The organism is Gemmatimonadaceae bacterium (assembly GCA_036496605.1).
Taxonomy (GTDB): domain Bacteria; phylum Gemmatimonadota; class Gemmatimonadetes; order Gemmatimonadales; family Gemmatimonadaceae; genus AG2.
The window spans coordinates 47,310-68,845 of the sequence record DASXKV010000032.1; the positions used below are offsets into that span (position 1 = coordinate 47,310).

Sequence of the window (21,536 nt, forward strand, 5' to 3'; positions counted from 1 at the left end):
CACCCCTATCAGGAGTCGTCGTCTCGGCATGCTCTCGCGGCACGCGCTGTTCTTTCTCTGTGCCTCGGGCTTGGCAGTCGGCGCTCGTGAGCTCCGCGCTGCACCGACGAGCGCGCGGTTCCAATCCGCTCAGGCTAGCCAGCAGGACGCCGGCGGCGCGTCCGATTCGCTGACCGCGACGCCGCGCAAGACCGGGCGCAAGTCCAAGCTATCGAGACGCCGCTCTTCACGAAGCAACGTCAGCCGCGGCGAGATCGCGAGCAAAGCCGCTGCTCCGTTGTGGACATCCCCTCGTGGCGTGGAGTCGCTCGAGAGCGACCTGCGGAGCGCGCTCACGCAGCACACCCGTCGCGGGCAATGGGGCGTGATGATCGTCTCGCTCACGCGTGGTGATACGCTGTTCCGCGAGAGTCCCGACGCAATGATGCAGCCCGCGTCGACGATGAAGATGTACACCTCTGTGCTTGCGCTCGATCGATTCGGGCCTGAGTACCAGTTCAAGACCGCCGCACTTCACGACGGCGTGCTCAATCCTGATGGTCTTCTCGCGGGGAATCTCTATCTGCGTGGGAGCGGTGACCCGTCGCTTTCGCCTCGGTTCTGGGGCACGACAAACCCGATGGATTCGCTCGCGCAGCTCATCCTCGCCAGGGGCGTGCGGCACATTCACGGTGACATCGTCGGCGATGCGAGTGCATTCGATCCGCAACTCGTGCCGGAAGGCTGGCAGACGCGATACCTCGGTGCCGCGTACGCCGCGCGCGTATCGGCACTTTCGTTGAACGAGAATCTCGTGTGGGTCGTCGTGCAGGCGGACGGCAAGAAGGCTGTCGTCACGCTCGACCCGGCCACGACGACGATTCCGGTGCAGAGCACCGTTCGCGTTGTCGGTGGTAGTGGTGGCCGCATCAGCGCCGTTCGACAGAAGGACGGCTCGATTCTCGTTCGCGGCTCGATCGGCAGCAGTGCACCGCCGCAAAGATATTCGCTTGTCGTCGATGACCCGGCGTCGTTCACGACCGGCGCACTGCGCGCTGCGTTGGAGAAGGCGGGTGTCACAGTCGATGGCCGCGTGACGGTGGGTACGACACCAGGTACTGCGACGGAGCTCGCGTCAATCTCCTCACCGACCTTGGCGAATATCATCGCCGAGATGAACCGGGAGAGCATCAATCTCTATGCGGAGCTGCTCTTCCGCGACGCAGCCCACGCGGCGGCGCCGGATCAGGTTGGCTCCGCGCAGACGGGGCTCGCCACGCTTCGGAGTCTCCTTTCGGCCAAAGTTGCGGCGCGTCCCGAGGACGTTCAGGTCTCCGACGGCAGCGGGCTTTCGGTGCTCGACCGCGTCACACCGCGCTCGATGGTCGAGCTCCTCTCGTTCGCGCATCAGGCACCGTGGGGCGCGACGTTCCATGCGTCGCTGCCGCTCGAGGGGGAGTCCGGGACGCTGCGCCATCGCGCCCGCCACACGCCGGCCCGCGGTAATCTCCACGCGAAGACCGGTACGACCAATACCGTTGCGTCGTTAGGCGGCTACGTCACCGCCAAGAACGGCGAGATCCTCGCGTTCTCGTTCATCTACAACGGCAGCGATCGTTGGAACGCAAAGCTGGCGATGGATCAGATGGGGGCGACGTTAGCCGAATTCGTGCGCTAGAGAACGCGCGGCGACGACTACGATTGGCGGATCTTAATGCCTCGCTTGCCGAGCTCCTCGATATAGCGCGCGGCTGGAACGCACTCGTCAGGCGTGTGTACGCCAGCCGGCTTCACCTCGCCACGCACCTGCATCATGCCGGTGATCGACAGCGAGTAGCCCGTCGTTCGCATCATTGCACTCACGTGATGCGTCTCGTCGTAGCGGTCGATGAGCTCGAAAGTCAACGTCTTCTGCGAGCCTCCCTTCGTACCGTTCACGACGACGCGTAAGGCAACGAGATCCTTTCCTTCCGGTTTCGTTAGGCGCGGCCCGACGATCGCCATGAACGCCTCGCGCGGGATGATCTTCATCCCCTTGACCTCGACTGGATCGAGGTCCAGCAGCCCCAGCTCGCGAATTGCTTCCATTCGCTCGGCGTGCCCCGGATAGCGCAGCGTCTTGTACTCCATCTCCGGGATCTTCCCTTCGTACCGGAACGCCATCGTCGAGAGACCGCCAGCGGTGTGAAAAGCTTCGAGTGTACCAACACCATCCCCGAAGTTCACTGGCTCGAGCTCGGAGAGCGCGCGCACGTGTGTGCGCTTACCATTTCGCAGCACCCACGAAAGCGTCGTGTAGTAGTCGAGTACGCCCTCGAACGAATAGACGATCTGATAATTGAGCGGCGGCTCCGGTTCCTGCGGCAATCCGCCGACATAGATTCGCACGGCGCGAACGTTGTCGAGCTGCCGAATGCCGTACTCGGCGAGAATGTTCACCATTCCCGGCGCGAGTCCCGTGTCGGGCACGACGGTGATGCTCTTCCGCCGCGCTTCGGCGTCGAGCGTTTTCTGTTGGTTGACGATCTCCGTGTTGCCGCCCAGGTCGGTGAAATGAACCCCCGCTTCGACGGCGAGACGCGCCATGTCGAAGTTGAAGTAGTAGGGAATGGCGCTCATGGCCGCGTCGCACTCGCGCATCAGCCCGCGAACGGCGTCTTCGTCCCGCACGTCGAGCGGCGTCGGAAGCAAACGACGGCCGGAATGCGGCGCGAGGAAGTCGGGCAGATGATTGATCTTCAGATCTGCGAGTCGGACCTGTTCGACTTCTTTATCCTGCAACAAATCATAGGCGCAAGCGGAGCCTTGTAAACCGGCACCGAGAACGAGCATCCGCATTCAGAAACGTCTCCTCAAGTGGTGAAAACGCTGCAGGGCAACGGAAAAGCTAAACACGTCCCTTCTCACACGGCACCCGACTAAGGTTGTCGATCGATGTGCCGGGAATGGAATTTGAGAGCGGCAGCCTAAGGGAGATTCTCCCTCGTTATCATCGAGGCCCGATAACTATGAGATGCACATGAGCGAGCCCGCGCTCGCGAACACCAGCGATTGGCGCCGTCATCTCATCGAGGACACGCGTGGCATTCGTCGCGTGCTCGAGGAGACGCGCCGGATCGCCGTGCTCGGCATCAAGATCGCAGAATCTGCTGCTCCCGCATTCTATGTTCCGGAGTACGTGCAGCAGGCCGGGTTCGAGATCGTCCCGGTGCCAGTGTACTACCCGGAGTGCACGGAAATACTCGGGGAAAGAGTCTACAGAACCGTCGCGGAGATTCCCGGCGAAGTCGACATGGTGAATGTCTTTCGCCGGCCGCACCGCATTCCCGCGCATGTCGACGACATCATTCGCAAGCAACCCAAATCAGTCTGGTTTCAGCTCGGCATCCGCAGCGATGACGCAGCCGAACAGCTCGCGCGCGCGGGCATCGATGTCGTGCAGGATCGTTGCTTGATGGTGGAGTTGCAGCACATCGGGAAGTAGCACTTCTTTTCACTCAGCACGACAGAACCTACTGCAGCAGCAGTACGCCGTGCTTCGCGTCGCTCGTCCAGCGCTGCGTTCCGAGCAGCTTCGCGGCCGCCGCCGAAGCGCCGGTCTCCCAGTGACCCTCGACGATGAAGCGAAGACCTTGCTCGTCGATGAGCATTGGACAGCGCGTACCCACCGTCATCGCAGAAATCTGTCCGCGCCTCAATGTGATCGTTTGCGCCACCGGATCGAACGTCGGTGTGAGGCGACGTAACACGTCCAGCCCAATAACGACGCTCTGACGCTCACGCTTAGCGCGGCGGCTGGTGTCCGTGGCCAATCGCGCTGTCACATTGCTCAGCGTGACGTCGCCAAGATGCAGCTCCGAGACAACCGCCGCGACACCGCTCGAATCTTCACCGAACACGCGCAGTCCGTCGCGACTGCGCGCCGCGCGGCCGCGCAGCAGGACGCCCGAGCCACGAGGGTCGATGAGTGCATCGACGCGATGCTCGCCGATGCCTAGCGAGACCACGCCGACTCCCGAACCATCAACGAGCGGCTTGTAGCCGAGAGTCACCACCGAATCGGGAAACTCGAGCACGGGCGGGTGACTCACGAGCCAGCGAACTCGCTTCTGTTCCGCGGGTGACAGCGGTGTCGCTGGCAGCGAGGCGAGCGCACGATAATCGCCTAACGAGCCGTAGATCGGGGCCAGCGAGCGAGCGATCCGGGTCGTGTCGCCGCCGAAGAGCCTTGCCTCCTCGAGCAGAACAGCGCCGATGCGCAGCGCGCCCCGCGCGGCGAGATAGCGGCCGAGCGCGGCACGAGCAACTGCGTCCCGCGGCCGCGCGCTCGATGCCGAGTAGTACAGCGATTCCGCTGCGCCAACGCGACCGGCAGCGAGCATCGAGTCCGCCTCTGCAATCCCGCCGCCGAGCTGCGCCGTCGCGCGGCTCGATGTCGCGCACGCGAGAAGGACCGCCAACATGGCGACGAGCACCAGCCCCTCTGTTCGACGCGGGAGCAGGCGTTGCGCGAGATCTCTCATGTGTCGCTGGCTACTGAGGGTGGACGGTGACGCGTGCGAGGAGCTCGACGTCGGGGTCAGCGACGAGCATTCGTGGCGCCGACACCGACAGCGGAAACGCGAGGTGAGAATGAATCTCCGCTGGCACGAGCACGGTCGCCCGTCGGGGCGCTCCGTCGGCACCTAGAACTTCCACGGTGAGTGGGAAGCGGAAAGCACCGAAGTGAGTGGCCTGAACGACGTCGAGTGTTATCTGGTGCGACGACGAATCGGATGACCAGGTCACGTCGATCTCGGGAAAACCAGGGCGCTCGAGCCACTGGTGAAAGAACCAGTCGAGCTTCTGGCCACTCGCCCGCTCCATGGCCTCACGGAGATCGTCCGTGAGTGCGGTGCCATCGCGAAAGCTCGAGTAGTAATTGCGGAGCGCCGCGAAAAACGCGGTGTCGCCCACTTGCCGCCGGAGCATGTGGAGGACGAAACCGCCCTTCTGGTAGCTGTTTACGTTGAGCAGTGCGAGCAGGTCGTGCTGCGTCGCGTCGATTACTGCGTGCGTCGGGACGGCAGCAGAGTCAGCGAGCACCTCCGACCGAATGCCCTGCATATCGTGTCGGAAGGCGCTGTCGCCATGGGCGTGCTGGCTCCAAAGCGCGGCGAAGTAGGTCGCAAACCCTTCCGAGAGCCAGAGGTGTGGCCACTCTCGCTCGGTGACCGCGTCGCCGAACCATTGGTGAGCGGTCTCGTGAGCGATGATGCCTTCGCCCATTCGTCCGGTGCGGAACAAGGCGTCGGCGTAGAAAATTGCCGTCGCGTTTTCCATTCCACCGAAACGCGTCGACGATTGGAGATGCGCGAGCTTTTCGTACGGGAACGGACCCACGAGCGATGAGAAGTAGCGAACGATCTCGCCAGCCTGCGCGAAAGCCCCCGGCAGCATCGCGCGCTGTTCGGGTGCCGTATACACGTGTTGCTGAACACAGCCGCTCGCCGGGCTCGCGGATGCTTGCCTATTTGAAGTCGCTCGCGCTTCGCGCTCGCTCTCGCGTCTCTCGCCATTCGCGAAGCCACATGCCGTTGGCCCAAGCGAGTACTCGGTGAGCGGCGCCGCGGCGATCACCATGAGATACGGCGCGATCGGATGCGACTCGCGCCACCGCGTGCGTACGCGTCCGTTAGGCAGCGGCGTTCGGTCGACGAGCAGCCCGTTCGCCACCACCGTCCTTCCCGCGGGTGCGGTGACGGTCCAGCTCACCGTGGCCTTGTCGCTCGGATGATCCACACTCGGGATCCAGAAGCGAGCGCGATTCGGCCAGTTGTCGCCGAAGCCCGTCCACCGGCCCGCGCTGTCGGTGCGCACGATGAGCCCGTCTTCTACCGCTCCATGGTATGCAACCTCGACGGGTATCGACTGCTTGCCCCGTGGCTGAAAAGGAATGTGAATCTCCTTCGCCGTACGCGTGAATGGCACGCGCGCGCCGCTCATTCGTACGCTGTCGACGGTGAGACGCACGAGATCGAGCACGAGCGTGTCGACGCGCTCGGTATGACGTATAAGCAGCACGGCATAGCCGCTGATCACGTTGCCCGCTGCCGGCAGATCGAGCGAGAGCTCGTAGCTCTGCACATCGACGCCGGGACGGTATCGATGCTCGATTGCCGCGTCGCGCGTTGCGCCAGGGCCGATGCTCGCCTGCGCCGCCAGGCATGCTGGAATCACCAACGCGGTAACGAGTGGCGCGAGGCATTGCGCGCGCACGGTTTGCCTAACGCCCAAACAACTTCCCCAGAATGCGCGAGTCGCCCGGCGTCGTGCCGTCCACGGCCGCGGCGGTGAAGGCCTCGGCGAACTCGAGGGTCGTTTGATATCGAGCCTCGGGCGCGCGCTGCATTGCCTTGTTGAGCACACGCTCAACCGCTTCGGGAAAGGTGAGTTCCGCACGCATGCGACGCAGTGGAATCGGATCGTTGCGGAGACGCGAGATCATCATCTCCTGCTGGGTACGTCCCTGAAACGGCAGCTTTCCCGTGAGCATCTCGTAGACGAGCAACGCGAGCGAATAGATATCGGTACGGGGGTCGAGCGTTTTGCCGCGCAACTGCTCCGGGCTCATGAACTCCGGGGTCCCGAGGATGATCCCCGTCGCTGTCAGCTTTTGCAGCTCCCCCTCGGCGCGACGCTCCTTCGCCAGTCCGAAGTCCATGACGACGGCGTATTCAGTGCCATCTGGATCCGGCCGACTGCAGATCATCACGTTCTCGGGTTTGAGATCGCGGTGCACGATTTTAAGCTGATGCGCGACATGCAGCCCCTCCGACATGTCTCGCACAAAGCGCGCGGTGTCTTCGAGTGAGATCTGCCCAAGGCGGTTCGTACGATCCGCGAGCAGCTCACCTTCGACGAACGGCATGACGACATAGACCAGACCATCTTCGGTTTCGCCAAGCCGCATGATGTGACAGATGTTCGGATGGGCGAGACGCATGCCGAGCGCTGCCTCCCGCCTCAGCCGTTGCATGGCGTTCACGTCTTCGGATAAAGCCGGCGAGAGGACCTTGATCGCGAACCGTTCCTGGGTCGCGACGTCGTGAGCGAGGTACACGAACGACATTCCGCCCTCGCCGACCTTCCGAATCATCTTGTAGCGACCGTCAAGCGTCCTGCCCGTGAGGTTCGCTGCCGTGAGCGGCGTTTGCCGCATCGAGCGCACGGGCGGCTCCGTCGGACGCGGCGGGGTATTGCTCGGTGCCGCGGGCGCAGAGCCACTGGTTCCCGACGCGGGGCTCAGAACCGATCGTGAGACGAGCCGCGACCCGTCGCGAGGGCAAAACCGCGCGTCAGGAGGGTATGTCGTGCCGCAGGCGGGACAGCGATTCATCAGGTGCGCACCTGGTTCCGACCGCTGGACTTGGCGCGGTACAGCGCCTCGTCGGCTCGCGCGAATAAATCCTCGGTTGAGTCTACGCGCGGTGACGGAAAGGTGGCAACGCCGATGCTGGCCGTCAAATGGAGTGGTTCCTCGCTGCTGGCGTCGAACGGATATCGCTCGATCGACTCCCGGAGGCGTTCCGCGAAGATGATCCCGCCCTCCTGAGACGTCTCCGGAAGGATCAGCACGAATTCCTCGCCCCCGTAACGTGCCGCGATGTCTACGGTTCGCACGGACGCATCTACGAGCGCACCGATCTGCCGCAGAACGCCGTCTCCGACCAGGTGTCCCCGTTCGTCGTTGATCCGCTTGAAGTGATCGATGTCCAGGAGGAGCAACGTGAGCATGGACTCGTAGCGCTTGGCGCGGTCGACTTCCCGGGATAGCCGCTCGAGTAGCGCCCGTCGGTTCAGCAGACGAGTGAGGGGATCGGTCGTGGCAAGCGCCTCGAGGCGTCTATTGTCGGCCCGCGTCGACTCGAGCGCCTGGGCACGCTTGATCGCGGCAACGGCAGCATTCAAGACCGTCTCGGCGAACTCGACGTCATACTGCGTCAGGTTCCTCTCAAACCGGTCGCTCTTGAGCATGAGCACACCAGAGCGCCATCGATCGATACTGAATGGCAGCGCGGCGACCGAGCGGAGAGGCACGTCCTTGCCCTCCTCGAGCCAGCGTTTGCGCGCCGACTCGAAAAGGGGATCGGCCTGAACGTCGCGGACCAGCACGGGGCGCTGATTCCCGAGGGCGGCAACGATCTCCGGATAGCGCTCGAGCTGGATCTCGAGATTCGGCGTTCGCAAATCCTCGCAAGACGCCGCTACGACGCCGACCGTGTCCCCGGCGCTTCCCAGGACCACGGCACAGCGCGACAACCCAAGGGCGCGCGAGACGCGGCGGACGAGAATGCGGTAGATCTCCGTCGCCGAGAGCTCGCCTGTGACTTCATTCAGGATGTCGACGATCTGGCGATTACTCGCCACGTCCTCGCGCGCGCGTTCGAGCTCGGCGCGAGCAGCGGCGAGCGCGACACGAGCAGAGCGGAGCTCGGTCTGCGCACGGAGCTGGGTGTGAATTCGCGCGAGGAGCTCAGGGACGCGGAAGGGCTTCGTGACGTAATCGTCGGCCATCCGTGGTGGCACGAGCGCCGTCGAGGCTTTCCCATTCGATGGCAGCGTCGTTGCGACGACGATCGGCACGTCGCGCCAGCGCTCGTCGCGCTTTACGCGCTCGAGGAGCTGCTCGCCGTCCGGACCGAGATTCTCGACGTCGACGAGAAGGAGGTCGGGCCTGCTGCGCTCGAGCGCGTCGATCAGATGACGTCGCTCGGAAATGCTCGTGACTTGATAACCCTGCTCGCGCAGCAGCCATGCAAGGGCACTGCTCGCGTGGGGGTCGTCATTGGCAACCAAAACGTGCGGCGCGGCCGGAGCACCCCGACCAATCGTTGGCGCGTCGGTGTGTTGAGCGGTGGGAAGCGGGTCGCCAGAACTCTCACGCACGCGAGAGCAGCTCCTGAAGTCCGTCCCACTCGATATTGCCGCCGCTCAAAACCGCGACGACGGGGCGCGAGTCCCGGGGCCTAACGAGTCCCTCGAGAAGTGCGGCGATCGTGATCGCTCCACTGGGTTCGGCCACGAGCTTCATGCGATCGAGCAGCAGCCGCACCGCTGGAGCAAGTGATGCGTCGTCGACCGTGACGACCTCGTCGACGTATCGCTCGTGATGGGCGAAAGGAAGACGCCCGATCTCTACCGCCATCAGACCATCGGCGAGACTCTTCGTCTTTTCGAGACGTACCGGGTGCCCAGCCGCGCGGGCGCGGCTCAGCTTCGGGGCACCAGACGGCTCGATAGCAACGACACGTGCCGACGGCACTCGCTCTTTGACGGCGGTCGCAACGCCGGCGCTCAGCCCTCCACCACCTACCTGAACGAGGACGGTACCGACCTCTGGCGCGTCGGCGGCGATCTCGAGACCGAGAGTTCCTTGTCCTGCGATGATTGCCGGATCGTCGTAGGGCGGCACGAGCGTGCCGCCCTCGTTGTGAACGATCTCGAGCGCCTTCTCGTAGCGGTCGTTTGTAGTTGTGCCCGCGAGAACGATGCGCGCGCCGAGTCGCTCGGCGCCGGCACGCTTCGCCGGTGTGACGGTAGTCGGCATGACGACGGTGGCAGGAACGCCGAATAGCTTCGCTGCCAGAGCGACGGCTTGTGCGTGGTTGCCGGAGGAGGGCGCGATCACGCCCTTAACACGCTCTTCGGCTGAGAGACGGGACAGATACGTATAAGCGCCACGGAACTTGAACGCCCCGCCGCGCTGCAGCATTTCGGGCTTTACGAACACGGGCGCGCCGACGCGTTCCGAGACCGCGTCGAAAGCAAGCAAGGGTGTTCGAACAGCGACGCCCTCGAGACCGCGGGCAGCGCTCTCGATGTCGTCGAGAGTCACGAGGCCGAGTTGGCTCGCGGACATCGTCGTCATGCGTTCTTGACTCCATTGGCAAGCTCATCGCGCACGAGCGCAGAACACAAGGACGCAGCTTCGCGAACCGAGGGCGCGTCACGCTTCCGCAATGAGGAAGTTTTTTTTCGGTCGAGCCTCCCGAAGTCGCGGCAGCGTCACTCCGCGCCGTAATTGCGGCGCGTGAATGCGCCCGTTCCCGGTCGAGCGACGGGACGCGTTGCGGCGAAGGGAGGGCCGCCTAAGCTAGCATTGCACGAGTGGCTGGTAAAGCCGAGAAGAACTCAAGATCGCCAGCACGCCGCAGTGAAGGAAATCCGGAAAAAAGCGGAGGCGGGCACGTGTACAAAGTTCGTTCGCACACATACGCCACCGTCCGTCATTTCGTCCGGTTTCCGTTGCTATTCCTCATCGTCGTCCTCTGGACCGACGGGCACGACTTCGCCGGAGTCGTCGCCGGCAACTTCGCCCTCATCCTCAGGCACGACGCGCGCGACGTCCATCACGAGATCGTTCTCGTCGAGGTTGACGAGCCTGACGCCCTGCGTGTTGCGGCCCGAGACACGAATCCCCTTCACGGGCATACGGATCGCAACGCCCTGCTTGGTGATGAGCATCAACTCATCGTCGGGCAATACCTCCTTGATCGACACCGCGTCACCTGTCTTTTCGGTGCGATGGACGGTGATAATGCCCTTACCACCTCGCCGCTGGACCCTGTATTCATCGATCGGCGAGCATTTACCCATGCCCTTCTCGGTGACGACGAGCAGATTCGCCTCACGCTTGATCACGACCATGCCGATGACTTGGTCCTCGTCGCCGAGCTCGATGCCTTTCACGCCAGTGGTGTCGCGACCCATCTCGCGTACGTCCGCCTCATGGAATCGAATGGACAGCCCGTGCCGCGTGGCGAGCACGATGTCATTCGTGCCGCTCGTGATCTGAACGTCGATGAGCTCGTCGCCGCCCTCGATCTTCACGGCCTTGATGCCCGTCGAGCGTGGGTTGGCATACTCGGAGAGGCTCGTCTTCTTGACCGTGCCGTTCTTCGTCGCGAAGAGCAGGAATTGATCGTCGGCGAATACCTTCACCGCGACCAGCGCGGAAATTGTCGTCTCCGCGGCGACGTTGATGAGATTGACGACGGGCTTGCCTTTCGCCGCGCGGCCCGCCTGCGGAATCTCGTGGACCTTGAGCCAGAAGCAGCGTCCATCTTCGGTGAAGATGAGCACGTAATCGTGCGTCGATGCGATGAACAAATGCTCAACGAAATCCTCGTCTTTGAGCGTCGCGCCGTTGTTGCCGCGCCCTCCGCGCCGCTGCTTCTTGTACGTGGAGACCGAGGTCCGCTTGATGTAGCCGGAGTGTGAGATGGTCACCACCATCTCCTCTTCGGCGATGAGATCCTCGATCGTGAATTCGCCTTCGTCGCTCGTGATCTCGGTGCGGCGCTCGTCCTCGTACTTGTCGGCGACCGCCTTCAACTCCTGCTTCATGAGCGTCATGCGCTTCGCCTTGGACTCGAGCAGCGCACGCAGGTCCTTGATCGTCGCCTGCACTTCCTTCAGCTCTTCCTCCAGCTTCTCGATCTCGAGGCCGGTGAGCTTGGCGAGCCGCATATTGAGAATGGCCTCGGCCTGACGCTCGGAGAGCTTGAATCGCTTTTGCAAGCGATCGCTCGCAGTTGGCGTGTCCTTCGCCTTGCGAATGATCTGCACGACCTCGTCGATGTTGTCGACGGCGATCTTGAGACCTTCGAGGATGTGCTCGCGCTCGAGCGCTTTCTCGAGCTCGAACTGCGCGCGCCGGACGATGACGTCGTGCCGGTGGGTGATGAAGTGCTCCAGCATCTCGCGGAGCGGCATCACCTTCGGCACGAGCTGCTTCGTCGTCGCGTCGGGCACCAGCGCGAGCATGATGACGCCGAAGGTCGACTGCATCGCCGTATGCTTGTACAGCTGATTCAGCACGACGCGGGGAATGGCATCGCGCTTCAGCTCGATGACGATGCGCGTTTCGTCCGCGGACTCGTCGCGCAGATCCGAGATTCCCTCGAGCTTCTTGTCTCTCACGAGATCCGCGATGGCCTTCACGAGATTCGCGCGATTGACCTGATATGGAATCTCCGTGACGACGATCTGCGATTTGTTCGACGTCTCACGCTCCTCGATCACGGCGCGCGCGCGCATAACGATGCGCCCGCGTCCCGTCTCCTGATAATCCTTGATCCCCTGCCGCCCGTAGATATACGCGCCCGTCGGGAAGTCAGGACCCTTGACGATCTTCCGGAGATCGCCGATCGTCGCTTCCGGATTATCGATCAGATGAAGGACGGCGCTGACGACTTCGCTCAGATTGTGCGGCGGAATGTTCGTCGCCATGCCGACCGCGATGCCTGACGAGCCGTTCACGAGAAGGTTCGGCAGCCCCGCCGGCAGCACCTTCGGCTCTTGCAGCCGATCATCGAAATTTGGCGCGAAATCGACCGTATTCTTGTCGATGTCGGCCAACATCTCCGTCGCGATCGGCGTTAGGCGAGCCTCGGTGTATCGGTAGGCCGCCGCCGGATCGCCGTCCATCGAGCCGAAATTCCCCTGTCCATCGACCAGCGGATAACGCAGTGAGAAGTCCTGCACCATGCGGACGAGCGCATCGTAAACCGCGGAGTCGCCATGCGGATGGAACCGCCCGAGAACGTCACCGACGACGGTCGCCGACTTCTTGAACGGCCGGTTGGGGACCAGCCCGAGATCGTTCATCGCGTACAGGATTCGTCGGTGCACCGGCTTCAATCCGTCGCGCACGTCGGGCAGCGCGCGCGACACAATCACGCTCATCGAATAGTTGATGAACGACTCTTTGATCTCCTCATCGATGAGACGCGGGAGAATACGTTCTCGATTGTTTGGTGCGGTCATTGAGGTCCCAGCAATCCAGCCAGAATAACAGGAGGCGAGCCACATCGGGCCCGCGGAAGGAAGGCTGAAATTTAGCCCGGCGACGGGCGCAAATCAATTCGCCCGGCCTCACCTAAGTTGAGATTTTTCAGTCCTTTAGCTCATGCGACGTGAGCGTTCCTCTCGTCGACGGCGAGGATCTACGCGTGGCTCTCCGAATCGGTCGCCACGTTACCCCTCCGCGCGGCTGCGGCTGCTTCGCGGCGCTCCGTTTCCCGCTCCGCCGTGCGCGCGATTTCGCGCTCTTCTTCCTCGATCTCCGCGGCGTCCGCGGCCTCGGCCGCCCGCTCGCGCTCGAGCAGATCCTCTCGCTCCCGACGCCACCGCTCGTACCACTCGCGTGTCACCTCCCCCGCGAGGTCACGATTCCCGAGGCCGAATGCCAGCGCCATCGCGAGTGCGATGGCGCCGAAGAGAATCGCGAAGGCAGTGGTCACGATGTCCGTCGCGATGCCCAACTCCTGCAGCGCCATGAATACCGCGAGGAGGATCACGCCGCCGCGGCCGGTTCGCGCGAGGGCGCGGCCGCCGTGCAATCCTCCCGCGGACGCTTGAATCAGTCCACCGACGAAGCCTCCGAGCACGATGCCGACGAGTACGATCACGATCGCGGCGATGACGCTCGGGATATAACTCACGAGTGTCGACACGACATTCGCGAGTGACTGCAGGCCCAACGCGTTCGCGGCGAGCAGAATCACCGTGAACATCACGAGCCAGAAAACGAGATTCGAAATCACCCGTGTCGGGTTGACGTGCGTGCCCGACCGCTCCACGGCCTGCGTGACGCCCCCGCGCTCCAGGAGATAATTGAGCCGAATACGACGAAGGAGTCGCTCGGTGAGCTTCTCCAAAACTTTCGCCAGGAGGTAACCGGCGAAGAGAATGACGAGCGCGCCTAACAAGGGCAGCGCGAGCTGCCCGAAGACCTGTGAAAAGCTGGTCTGCAGCCGGTCGCCGAAGTTGAGCGAATCTGTTGCCTGAGGGAACTGCACCAAGAACCCTTGAGAATGAGCGTGTCGCGTGCGAGGCTAGTTTCGCGTGCCCCGCTTCTGATCGAAGATTACACTCCGGCGGCATTCGGGACAGATGAGCCACTCACGTCGTCGAGCGTATCCAAGTCCGAACGACCCCCCGCCGATGGAGCGCGTCGTCATCGCGGATCCGTCCCGCGGGCAGTGGGGCGTTTCGTCCGCGCTCGCAGCCTTACGAATCGCGACCTCTTCTTCTACGGAGTATTGCGCTCTTTCCATCTCGGCCCCTGCTCCCTAACCCCTCGCCCCTACCTCGATCACGACCTTTCCGAACTGTTGGCCCCCCTCGAGCCGCTCGAATGCGGCCGCGGACTGCCCCAGTGGATACGCGCAATCCACAGGCGGGTAGAGCTTACCAGACCGGAACTGCTCGACGACGGCGTCGAACTCGGCGTCGTTTCCCATTGTGGATCCCATGATGGACCACTGATTCCAGAACAGGCGTCGCACATCCGTTTCGACCATCGGGCCGCTCGTCGCTCCGCACGTCACCAGGCGGCCGCGGCGTCCAAGCGCGAGCAACGACTGTTTCCATGTCGCCGCGCCGACGTCGTCGACGACGACGTCGACGCCGCGCTTCTTCGTGCGATCACGAATGAGCTTGGCGACATCCGTCGTTGCATGGTTGATGATCTCGTCCGCGCCAAGTGATTTCGCGCGTTCGAGCTTCGTGTCGCTACTCGACGTCACCCACACATGCGCTCCGAGATACTTGCAGATCTGCAGCGCGGCGATTGCAACGCCGCCTCCGATTCCCCAGATCAACACCTCATCGCCAGCCTGAACACGCGCACGCGTTGCGACCATGCGCCACGCGGTCAGCGTCGAAAGGGTAAAGGCGGCGGCGACATCAGCGGCGATCGATGACGGTATCGCACGGACATTCGCCGCTGGCACGACGACGTATTCGGCAATGGTGCCTGGCAGATGCTCACCAAGAATCCCAAACCGAACGCACAACGACTGCTCGCCATCGAGACAGTATTCGCACGTCCTGTCGCTGATGCCGGGGTTGATCACGACGGTGTCACCCACCGTCACGCGTCGAACGTCGTCGCCGATTGCGTCGATGATTCCCGTTCCATCGGCGCCGAGTACCCACGGTGGAGTGATCGTGACGCCAGGTAAGCCGCGCACGACGAAGAGATCGAGATGATTCAGTGCTGCGGCGCGAATGCGCACGCGCACATCGCTCGATCGTCGCAGCTCGGGTATCGGCAGATCGTCTCGCACCGCGAGCTGGTCCAGGTCGCCGTGCGCGGAAATCGTCAGGCCGTTCACGAAATGGGTACCGTTATATTCCGGGTCAACCAACAACGCATATTAACCTTTCGCCGGCACACGGCTCGATGGTCGGCGCAGCGCTCCTCAGGCGATGACATCAATCAAGGTGCCTCCGCTCGGTGAATCGATCGTAGAAGCAACCGTCTCTCGATGGATGAAGAAGGAAGGCGATCAGGTGTCACCTGGTGATACGCTGGTCGAGCTGGAGACGGACAAGATCACGGTCGAGGTTCCCGCGATGAGTCGCGGCGTGCTCACGAAGCGGCTGCACGCCGAGGGCGACGTCGTGAAGGTCGACGATTTGTTGGGCGAGATCGACGAGAGCGCTGCGGCAGCGGCGCCGAAAAAGGAGCCTGCAGCACCGGCAGCAGGTGCTGCCGCGCAGCGGGCCACTCCGGCGGCTCCTCCTTCATCCGCCCCGACATCATCGGGAATTTCAGCCTCGTCATCCAAAGCAGCGGCGCCTGCGAAGAGCGAAGTGCGCGCGTCACCAGCCGCCGAACGTCTGGCCGCTCAACAGAATATCGATCTGGCCGGCGTGAGAGGGACGGGTCGTGGCGGCGTCGTGAGTAAGGCAGATGTGATCGATCAATCGCGCGACGGCGCAGGGCCTTCTGTTGCCGGTCCGGCTGCGCCGTCCGCGGCCGTGCCGGTGAGCGCGCCACCGGCACCAGTATCGGCGCCGCCGTCTCGTCCGGCACCGGCGTCAACTGGCACTCGGGAAACACGCGAGAAGATGTCCACGCGGCGCAAGCGAATCGCCGAACACCTACTCGAGTCGCAGCACGCCACGGCGCACCTAACGACGTTCAACGAGATCGACATGAGCGCCGTCGACGCGCTGCGCGGACGGGTGAAGGAGCGAATCGAGAAGGAGCAGGGCGTCAAACTGTCGGTAATGCCGTTCTTCGTGAAGGCGGCGTGTCTCGCCCTCAAGACGTATCCGACGGTGAATGCGCAGATCGACGGTGACTCGATCGTCTACAAGCATTATGTGAACATGGGAATCGCGGTTGCGTCGGACGCGGGACTCGTCGTTCCGAGCATCAAGGATGCGGATCGCAAAGGGCTGCTCGATATCGCGCGCGATGTCGCCACCGTCGCAAAGAAAGCCCGTGATGGAAAGTTGACGATGGAAGATCTCACCGGCGGCACTTTCACGATCACGAACGGTGGCGTGTTCGGCTCGCTCGTGTCGACGCCGATTCTCAACTATCCACAGGTTGGCATTCTCGGCTTGCACAAGATACAGGAGCGACCCGTCGCGATCGCAGGAAAAGTCGAGATTCGTCCGATGATGTATATCGCGCTGTCGTACGACCACCGGATCATCGACGGCCAGCAGGCGGTGCTTTTCCTCGTTCGCGTGAAGGAGCTGATGGAAGATCCTGCGACAATGCTTGTGGAGTAGTCGGTCGGTGGTCGTCGGTTGCTGGTGGTTGGTCGTTGAAGGCCGGTGAGCAAAGCTCACCGGCCTTTGTTATTCACCAACCACCAGCCACCAGTCACCCGGCCCAGTCACCGACGACGGGTGACCAATCACCAGCATGAGCCTAACGACGAACGGCGACGACCATGCCCTTCCGTGTGTCTTTACCTTTCACGTCGGGCGCAGCATGAGGCTCGCGTCCGAGACCGAATGAATCAGAACAATGGCAACCGAACTGACACCTGCTGACGTCGTCATCATTGGTGGTGGCCCTGGCGGGTACGTCGCGGCGATACGGGCCGCGCAACTTGGACTCACTACCGTCTGCGTCGAGATGGAGAGGACGCTGGGTGGGACATGCGTCAACGTCGGATGTATTCCATCGAAGGCGCTGCTGACGTCGTCGGAGCATTACGAGTTTGCGCGGCAGCATGCTGCGGAGCACGGAATACGAATCGAAGCGTCGGGCTTGTCCGTCGATCTGGCGCAGATGCTGAAGCGGAAGGATGAAGTCGTGGGGCAGAACACACGCGGCATCGAATTCTTGTTCAAGAAGAACAAAATCGCGTGGGCGAAGGGGAAGGGATCGCTGCGAAAGACGGACAAGGGGCTGGAGGCGAATGTCGCGCCGAGCACGGCGGCCGGGGGGCTCCCGCCGAACGACAGTATTGCTTCCTACCTCGCGAAGAACGTCATCATTGCGACCGGTTCCGTACCAATCGAGCTCCCGTTCCTCAAATTCGACGAAGACCGCATCCTTTCGAACATCGGCGCGCTCACCATCTCTCGCGTTCCCCGCCATCTGATCGTCATCGGTGGTGGCGTCATCGGTCTCGAGCTCGGCTCCGTCTGGCGACGACTTGGCGCCAAAGTCACCGTCGTCGAGCTGATGCCGACGATTCTACCGGGCATGGACGACGACGTTGTGAAAGAGTGCGACCGCGTTTTTCGTCGCCAGGGACTCGATCTTCGCACGGCCACACGTGTCGTCGGCGGGCGTCGAGATGGCGATCGCGTTCTCGTCGACATCGAGAAGGACGGCGCCAAGGAGACGCTCGAGGGCGACTATGCGCTCGTCGCAATCGGCCGTAAGCCGTCGCTCGGCGGCCTCGACGCGGCGGCGCTCGGTCTCAATCTCGGACGACGCGGTGAGATTCTCGTCGACGACCAGATGCGAACTGGCGTGCCTAACGTCTACGCAATTGGCGACTGCGTTCCTGGCCCGATGTTGGCCCACAAGGCAGAGGACGAAGGTGTCGTGGCTGCAGAGGTCATTGCTGGACACAACGTGCACATGCACTACCGGTCAATCCCGAACGTCGTCTATACCTGGCCGGAGGTCGCGGTCGTCGGGCTTACGGAGCGTGAGGCGAAAGAGAGTGCACGCGAGTACCGCGTCGGCCGATTCCCATACAGCGCCAACGGTCGCGCGCGCACCATGGGCGAGAATGCAGGCTTCGTGAAATTCATCGCCGACGCGCGCACCGACGAGCTGATTGGCGCCCACCTCGTAGGTCCGAATGCGTCGGAGCTGGTCGCGGAAGTGGTCCTCGGATTCGAGTATCGTGCCTCCGCGGACGACATCGGCGTGACGGTGCATGCCCACCCGACACTTTCCGAATCGACAAAGGAGGCGGCGCTGGCGGCTCTGGGGCGCGCTCTACATATCTAGGCCGCCTCTTTCTCGGCGGAACATGACCGGGTATTTCGCTGCGGCGCCACGTGTGCTCTCGCCCGATGATCATGTCGCCGCGCGCGTGCTGCTCATGGGCGCGCTCGGCGTTACGCCATACATCGATCGCGCGATGGAAGTGCTCCAGTTAGCTGAGCGCGGCAGCGGACATGACGAGGAGCATCGTGCCCTCGTGATCGAGCGCGACGGAACCGTAGCCGCGCTCGCGCTGTTCGGCGCCGTTGTCGGTGCCGTCGGCGTCAGGAAGCTGCACCTCGCCGTGCTCGCGCCGAGCGTGAGTGCTGACGACGTCGGCCAGCGCATCGTGCGCGCCGTGCTCGACGAGGCACGTGGTGAAGGAGCGCGTCTCGTCGTCGCCGAGTTGCCGGACGACCCGGCGATGGGACAGGTTCGCGCGCTTCTTTTCTCGGAAGGATTCGAGGAAGAAGCGCGCGTACCGGACTTCTATCGAGAGGGGGTTGCCCTCACGCTCCTGCGACGCGAACTCTGACGCAACTCACGTCTTCGGCGTGGTGTCTTTCCTTGTCGTCGGCGGCCGTCGCAGCGAATCACGCATGGAGTGACGCATCGACGTGTCTCCACGCACGCGATTCATACCGCGGCCGCCGGCTCGACTGCCGAGGCTGTCTGTTGTCGTGAAACTCAAGTTGAGCGAACGAAAAACATCGTTTGGGTTGTTGCCCGTGATATTGTTCTTCTGCCGTGCGCAGTTCATCGCACGCTGCGTCCGCGGGCCCCAAATGCCATCTGCCGTGCCCGGATTGCAGTTTGCCTGACTGAGCGCGGTCTGCAGCTGCTTCGTCTGATCCGCCGTCAGGCCGTGATTGTGCGTCGTCGCCCGACCGATCGCGCCGGCAGACGTGCGCTCGTGGCGAGCGCGTGTGGTGTCGACACGCATGCGCGACGAATCGGTCTGTGCCGCCACGAGTGACGGCAACATCGCGAGCGCGACCAGGGCCAAGCCAGTTTTCGTCATGTGCTCCTCCGCGTTGGGTCCATTGCGAAGAAGCGGCGGTTTGCAATCGACGAGCCCACGTTCGTGCGTGCGGTCGAGACGCGGCGCGACCTCACCAGCTTCGAAAACGTCACAGGGACGAACGCCGTCCCTGTGACGTTTAGCATTCTCTACTTTGCTTTCGCTGCGCCCGCCTGAACCGTTGTTGTCGTCTTCAGGTATTTGTCGTACCACGCCAGATATCGCTCGAGCCGATCCGTTCGATATGTTGGCAGCGTGAGGCCGTGGAACTGGCCCGGATAGATCACGAGCCCGGTTGGTACGCCGAGCGAGCGGAGTGCCTCATACATCTGCTCGCCGCCGATGATCGGCACGTTGAAGTCCGCGGATCCACCCATGAACAGCGTTGGCGTCTTGATGCGATCGGCGTGGAAGAAGGGATATGAAATCTTGATCCACAGATCCTGTGCTTTCCAAGGCGGTCCGATTTCCTGATTGTACTGCGTGATGTACTGATCGGTGCCGTACATCGAGAGCTGCAGCGCACTGCCCGCACCGGCGACCGCAGCCTTGAAGCGAGGCGTGGATGCGATGGTGTAGTCGGTGAGAATGCCGCCGTAACTCCAACCACCGATGCCGAGCCGGTCGGGATCGGCGACGCCCGAGCGAACGGCCTCATCGACGGCACCGAGCAAATCCATCACTTCCTTATCACCCCAATCCGCGAAGATCGCCTTCTGGTATGCGGAGCCACGACCGCTCGACCCGCGATAGTTGACGGAGAGAACGGCATAGCCACTCGCGGCGAAGAACTCGCGATCGAAGCTGAAGCTGTAGCTGTCCTGTCCATTCGGACCGCCATGGATGTACAGGATCATGGGCAGCTTGCCGGCGGCAGCATTCGCCGGCCTAACGAGTACACCGTGAACCTCGGTTCCATCCTTGCTTTTCGACGAGAACGCCTCGGTCGTTCCGAGCTGCAGCTGCGCGAAGATCGAATCGTTCTGGTGCGAGAGTTGGCGCAGCGCGCCGTTCTCCCAGGCGTAGACCTCGCCGGAGCGCTCAGGCGTCGAGCTCATCACGGCGAACTTGCCCGATGCATTCGTCGAATAGCCCGAGACGACACGCTTACCGGTGATCAGCCGCTCGACCGCGCCATCGGACACTCGCACGCGCGCGAGTTGCTGCTCGCGATCGTCGGACAACAGGACATAGACCGACTTTCCGTCAGCGCTGAATTGCGCGTTCGAAAGTGGCCGATCGAGCGCCTCCGTGATGACGCGAGCCGGCGCGCTGCCATCGCTCGGCGCAATCGCGAGCTTGCTGAGATTGTAGGCCTGATACTTCGGCTCGTCGCCTCGGAAGAAGGCGAGCCATTTGCCATCCGGACTCCAGGCCGGCCGTCCACCGTCGGGGCCGGTGAAATCAGTGAGACGCTTCGGGCTCGCGCCGACGCGCGCCTCGATGACGTACACGTCGTCGTCGCGTGAGTGATCCGGCTCGGCGACTGGTCCGCGCACGAATGCGATCATCCGGCTATCGGGCGACCAGCTCGGCGAGCCGTCGTCGTCGAGACCGGATGTCAGCGTCTCTGTCTTTTTCGTCTCGGCGTTGAACAGCGAGAGATGGCTTCGCTTCGTGCCGAGATAGCCGGCGACGTCGCGCTTGAAACTGTACCGATCGATCACGATCGGCTTCGGCGTCTTGTGTTCCGACGTGTCCTTGCGCGCGACTGAATCCGTTTCCTCGTCGACGACGAGGATCATGCGCTTTGAATCTGGCGACCAGGCGAACTCGGAGACGCCGCCGCGGAGCTGCGTCACGCGCTGCGCTTCGCCGCCGCGTCGATCGAGCAGCCAAATCTGCGCGCCCTTTCCTTCCTGACGGCCCGAGAGAAACGCGAGATAGCGGCCATCCGGACTCCACCGTGGCGAGCTCTCGCTCTCTGGAGTCGACGTGACGCGGATCGTCGTCGCGCCATCCCAACTCGTCATCCAGACGTCGTTGTCGGACTTGTCCTTCGCGGAGTCGACCGTTGTCACCGTATACGCGACCCACCCGCCGTCCGGCGAGATCTGCGGATCACGAACGTCTTTGAGATGGTAGAGGTCGCCGCTTCGTAAGGCGCGCTTTGTCTGCGCGCGCGACGATGGTGCGAGGAAGGTGAGTAAAAGGGTGCTCGCGAGCAATGCTAGCGCGGCGGAGGTGCGGCGCATGACGATCCTCCAGGGGGAGTCGGGCCCGGTAAAAGAATGCTGAGAAGCGGCGCTAAATATCGGAACTCGCGCACCGCGGGGCGAGGGGGAATCATCA

The 21,536-nt window shown here is 63.0% G+C and carries 16 protein-coding genes; 5 read left to right on the top strand and 11 right to left on the bottom strand.

What is annotated here, in order from left to right; genetic code table 11:
• The first annotated feature begins 28 nt into the window (after positions 1-28).
• Positions 29-1,657, top strand: coding sequence for a D-alanyl-D-alanine carboxypeptidase/D-alanyl-D-alanine-endopeptidase (dacB, locus tag VGH98_10960; protein HEY2376482.1), 1,629 nt, complete (start codon positions 29-31; stop codon positions 1,655-1,657).
• A gap of 17 nt (positions 1,658-1,674) precedes the next feature.
• On the opposite strand, the gene VGH98_10965 is transcribed toward dacB, so the two are convergent.
• On the bottom strand, positions 1,675-2,817 hold the full coding sequence (locus VGH98_10965; protein ID HEY2376483.1) for a saccharopine dehydrogenase C-terminal domain-containing protein: 1,143 nt from the start codon (positions 2,815-2,817) through the stop codon (positions 1,675-1,677).
• A gap of 181 nt (positions 2,818-2,998) precedes the next feature.
• Between VGH98_10965 and VGH98_10970 the strand changes: the two genes are divergently transcribed.
• Positions 2,999-3,463, top strand: a complete 465-nt coding sequence (locus tag VGH98_10970) for a CoA-binding protein (protein HEY2376484.1) — start codon at positions 2,999-3,001, stop codon at positions 3,461-3,463.
• Positions 3,464-3,491: 28 nt separating this feature from the next.
• Here VGH98_10970 and VGH98_10975 read toward each other — a convergent pair whose 3' ends face one another.
• From VGH98_10975 to VGH98_11010, 8 genes are all read right to left on the bottom strand, one after another.
• Positions 3,492-4,502 carry a hypothetical protein gene (locus tag VGH98_10975; GenBank protein HEY2376485.1) on the bottom strand — a complete coding sequence of 337 codons (1,011 nt, stop codon included), beginning with the start codon at positions 4,500-4,502 and terminating at the stop codon, positions 3,492-3,494.
• Between the two features lie 10 nt (positions 4,503-4,512).
• Positions 4,513-6,237, bottom strand: a complete 1,725-nt coding sequence (locus VGH98_10980) for a M1 family metallopeptidase (GenBank protein ID HEY2376486.1) — start codon at positions 6,235-6,237, stop codon at positions 4,513-4,515.
• 7 nt (positions 6,238-6,244) lie between these two features.
• Positions 6,245-7,180: a serine/threonine-protein kinase gene (locus VGH98_10985; protein ID HEY2376487.1), complete on the bottom strand. Its 936-nt coding sequence runs from the start codon at positions 7,178-7,180 to the stop codon at positions 6,245-6,247.
• Between the two features lie 176 nt (positions 7,181-7,356).
• Positions 7,357-8,907, bottom strand: coding sequence for a diguanylate cyclase (locus VGH98_10990; protein ID HEY2376488.1), 1,551 nt, complete (start codon positions 8,905-8,907; stop codon positions 7,357-7,359).
• On the bottom strand, positions 8,900-9,889 hold the full coding sequence (locus VGH98_10995) for a threonine/serine dehydratase (protein HEY2376489.1): 990 nt from the start codon (positions 9,887-9,889) through the stop codon (positions 8,900-8,902). Before VGH98_10995 ends, VGH98_10990 begins: the two co-directional genes overlap by 8 nt.
• 380 nt (positions 9,890-10,269) lie before the next feature.
• Positions 10,270-12,789: a DNA gyrase subunit A gene (gene gyrA, locus VGH98_11000; GenBank protein ID HEY2376490.1), complete on the bottom strand. Its 2,520-nt coding sequence runs from the start codon at positions 12,787-12,789 to the stop codon at positions 10,270-10,272.
• A 179-nt stretch (positions 12,790-12,968) separates the two neighbouring features.
• Complete coding sequence (locus tag VGH98_11005; GenBank protein ID HEY2376491.1) at positions 12,969-13,823, bottom strand: hypothetical protein; 855 nt, start codon at positions 13,821-13,823, stop codon at positions 12,969-12,971.
• Between the two features lie 273 nt (positions 13,824-14,096).
• Positions 14,097-15,143, bottom strand: a complete 1,047-nt coding sequence (locus VGH98_11010; protein ID HEY2376492.1) for a zinc-binding dehydrogenase — start codon at positions 15,141-15,143, stop codon at positions 14,097-14,099.
• A 94-nt stretch (positions 15,144-15,237) separates the two neighbouring features.
• Between VGH98_11010 and odhB the strand changes: the two genes are divergently transcribed.
• From odhB to VGH98_11025, 3 genes are all read left to right on the top strand, one after another.
• Complete coding sequence (gene odhB / locus VGH98_11015) at positions 15,238-16,557, top strand: 2-oxoglutarate dehydrogenase complex dihydrolipoyllysine-residue succinyltransferase (protein ID HEY2376493.1); 1,320 nt, start codon at positions 15,238-15,240, stop codon at positions 16,555-16,557.
• Positions 16,558-16,798: 241 nt separating this feature from the next.
• Positions 16,799-18,247, top strand: a complete 1,449-nt coding sequence (gene lpdA / locus VGH98_11020; GenBank protein ID HEY2376494.1) for a dihydrolipoyl dehydrogenase — start codon at positions 16,799-16,801, stop codon at positions 18,245-18,247.
• Positions 18,248-18,269: 22 nt separating this feature from the next.
• The gene (locus VGH98_11025) at positions 18,270-18,758 is read left to right on the top strand and encodes a hypothetical protein (GenBank protein HEY2376495.1); all 489 of its coding nucleotides are present in this window, start codon (positions 18,270-18,272) and stop codon (positions 18,756-18,758) included.
• A gap of 6 nt (positions 18,759-18,764) precedes the next feature.
• Here VGH98_11025 and VGH98_11030 read toward each other — a convergent pair whose 3' ends face one another.
• Positions 18,765-19,244 (bottom strand): hypothetical protein, encoded by a 480-nt coding sequence (locus tag VGH98_11030; protein ID HEY2376496.1) that lies wholly within the window; start codon positions 19,242-19,244, stop codon positions 18,765-18,767.
• Positions 19,245-19,393: 149 nt separating this feature from the next.
• Entirely contained in the window at positions 19,394-21,439 is a 2,046-nt protein-coding gene (locus VGH98_11035) for a S9 family peptidase (GenBank protein HEY2376497.1), read from the bottom strand.
• Between the last annotated feature and the right edge of the window lie 97 nt (positions 21,440-21,536).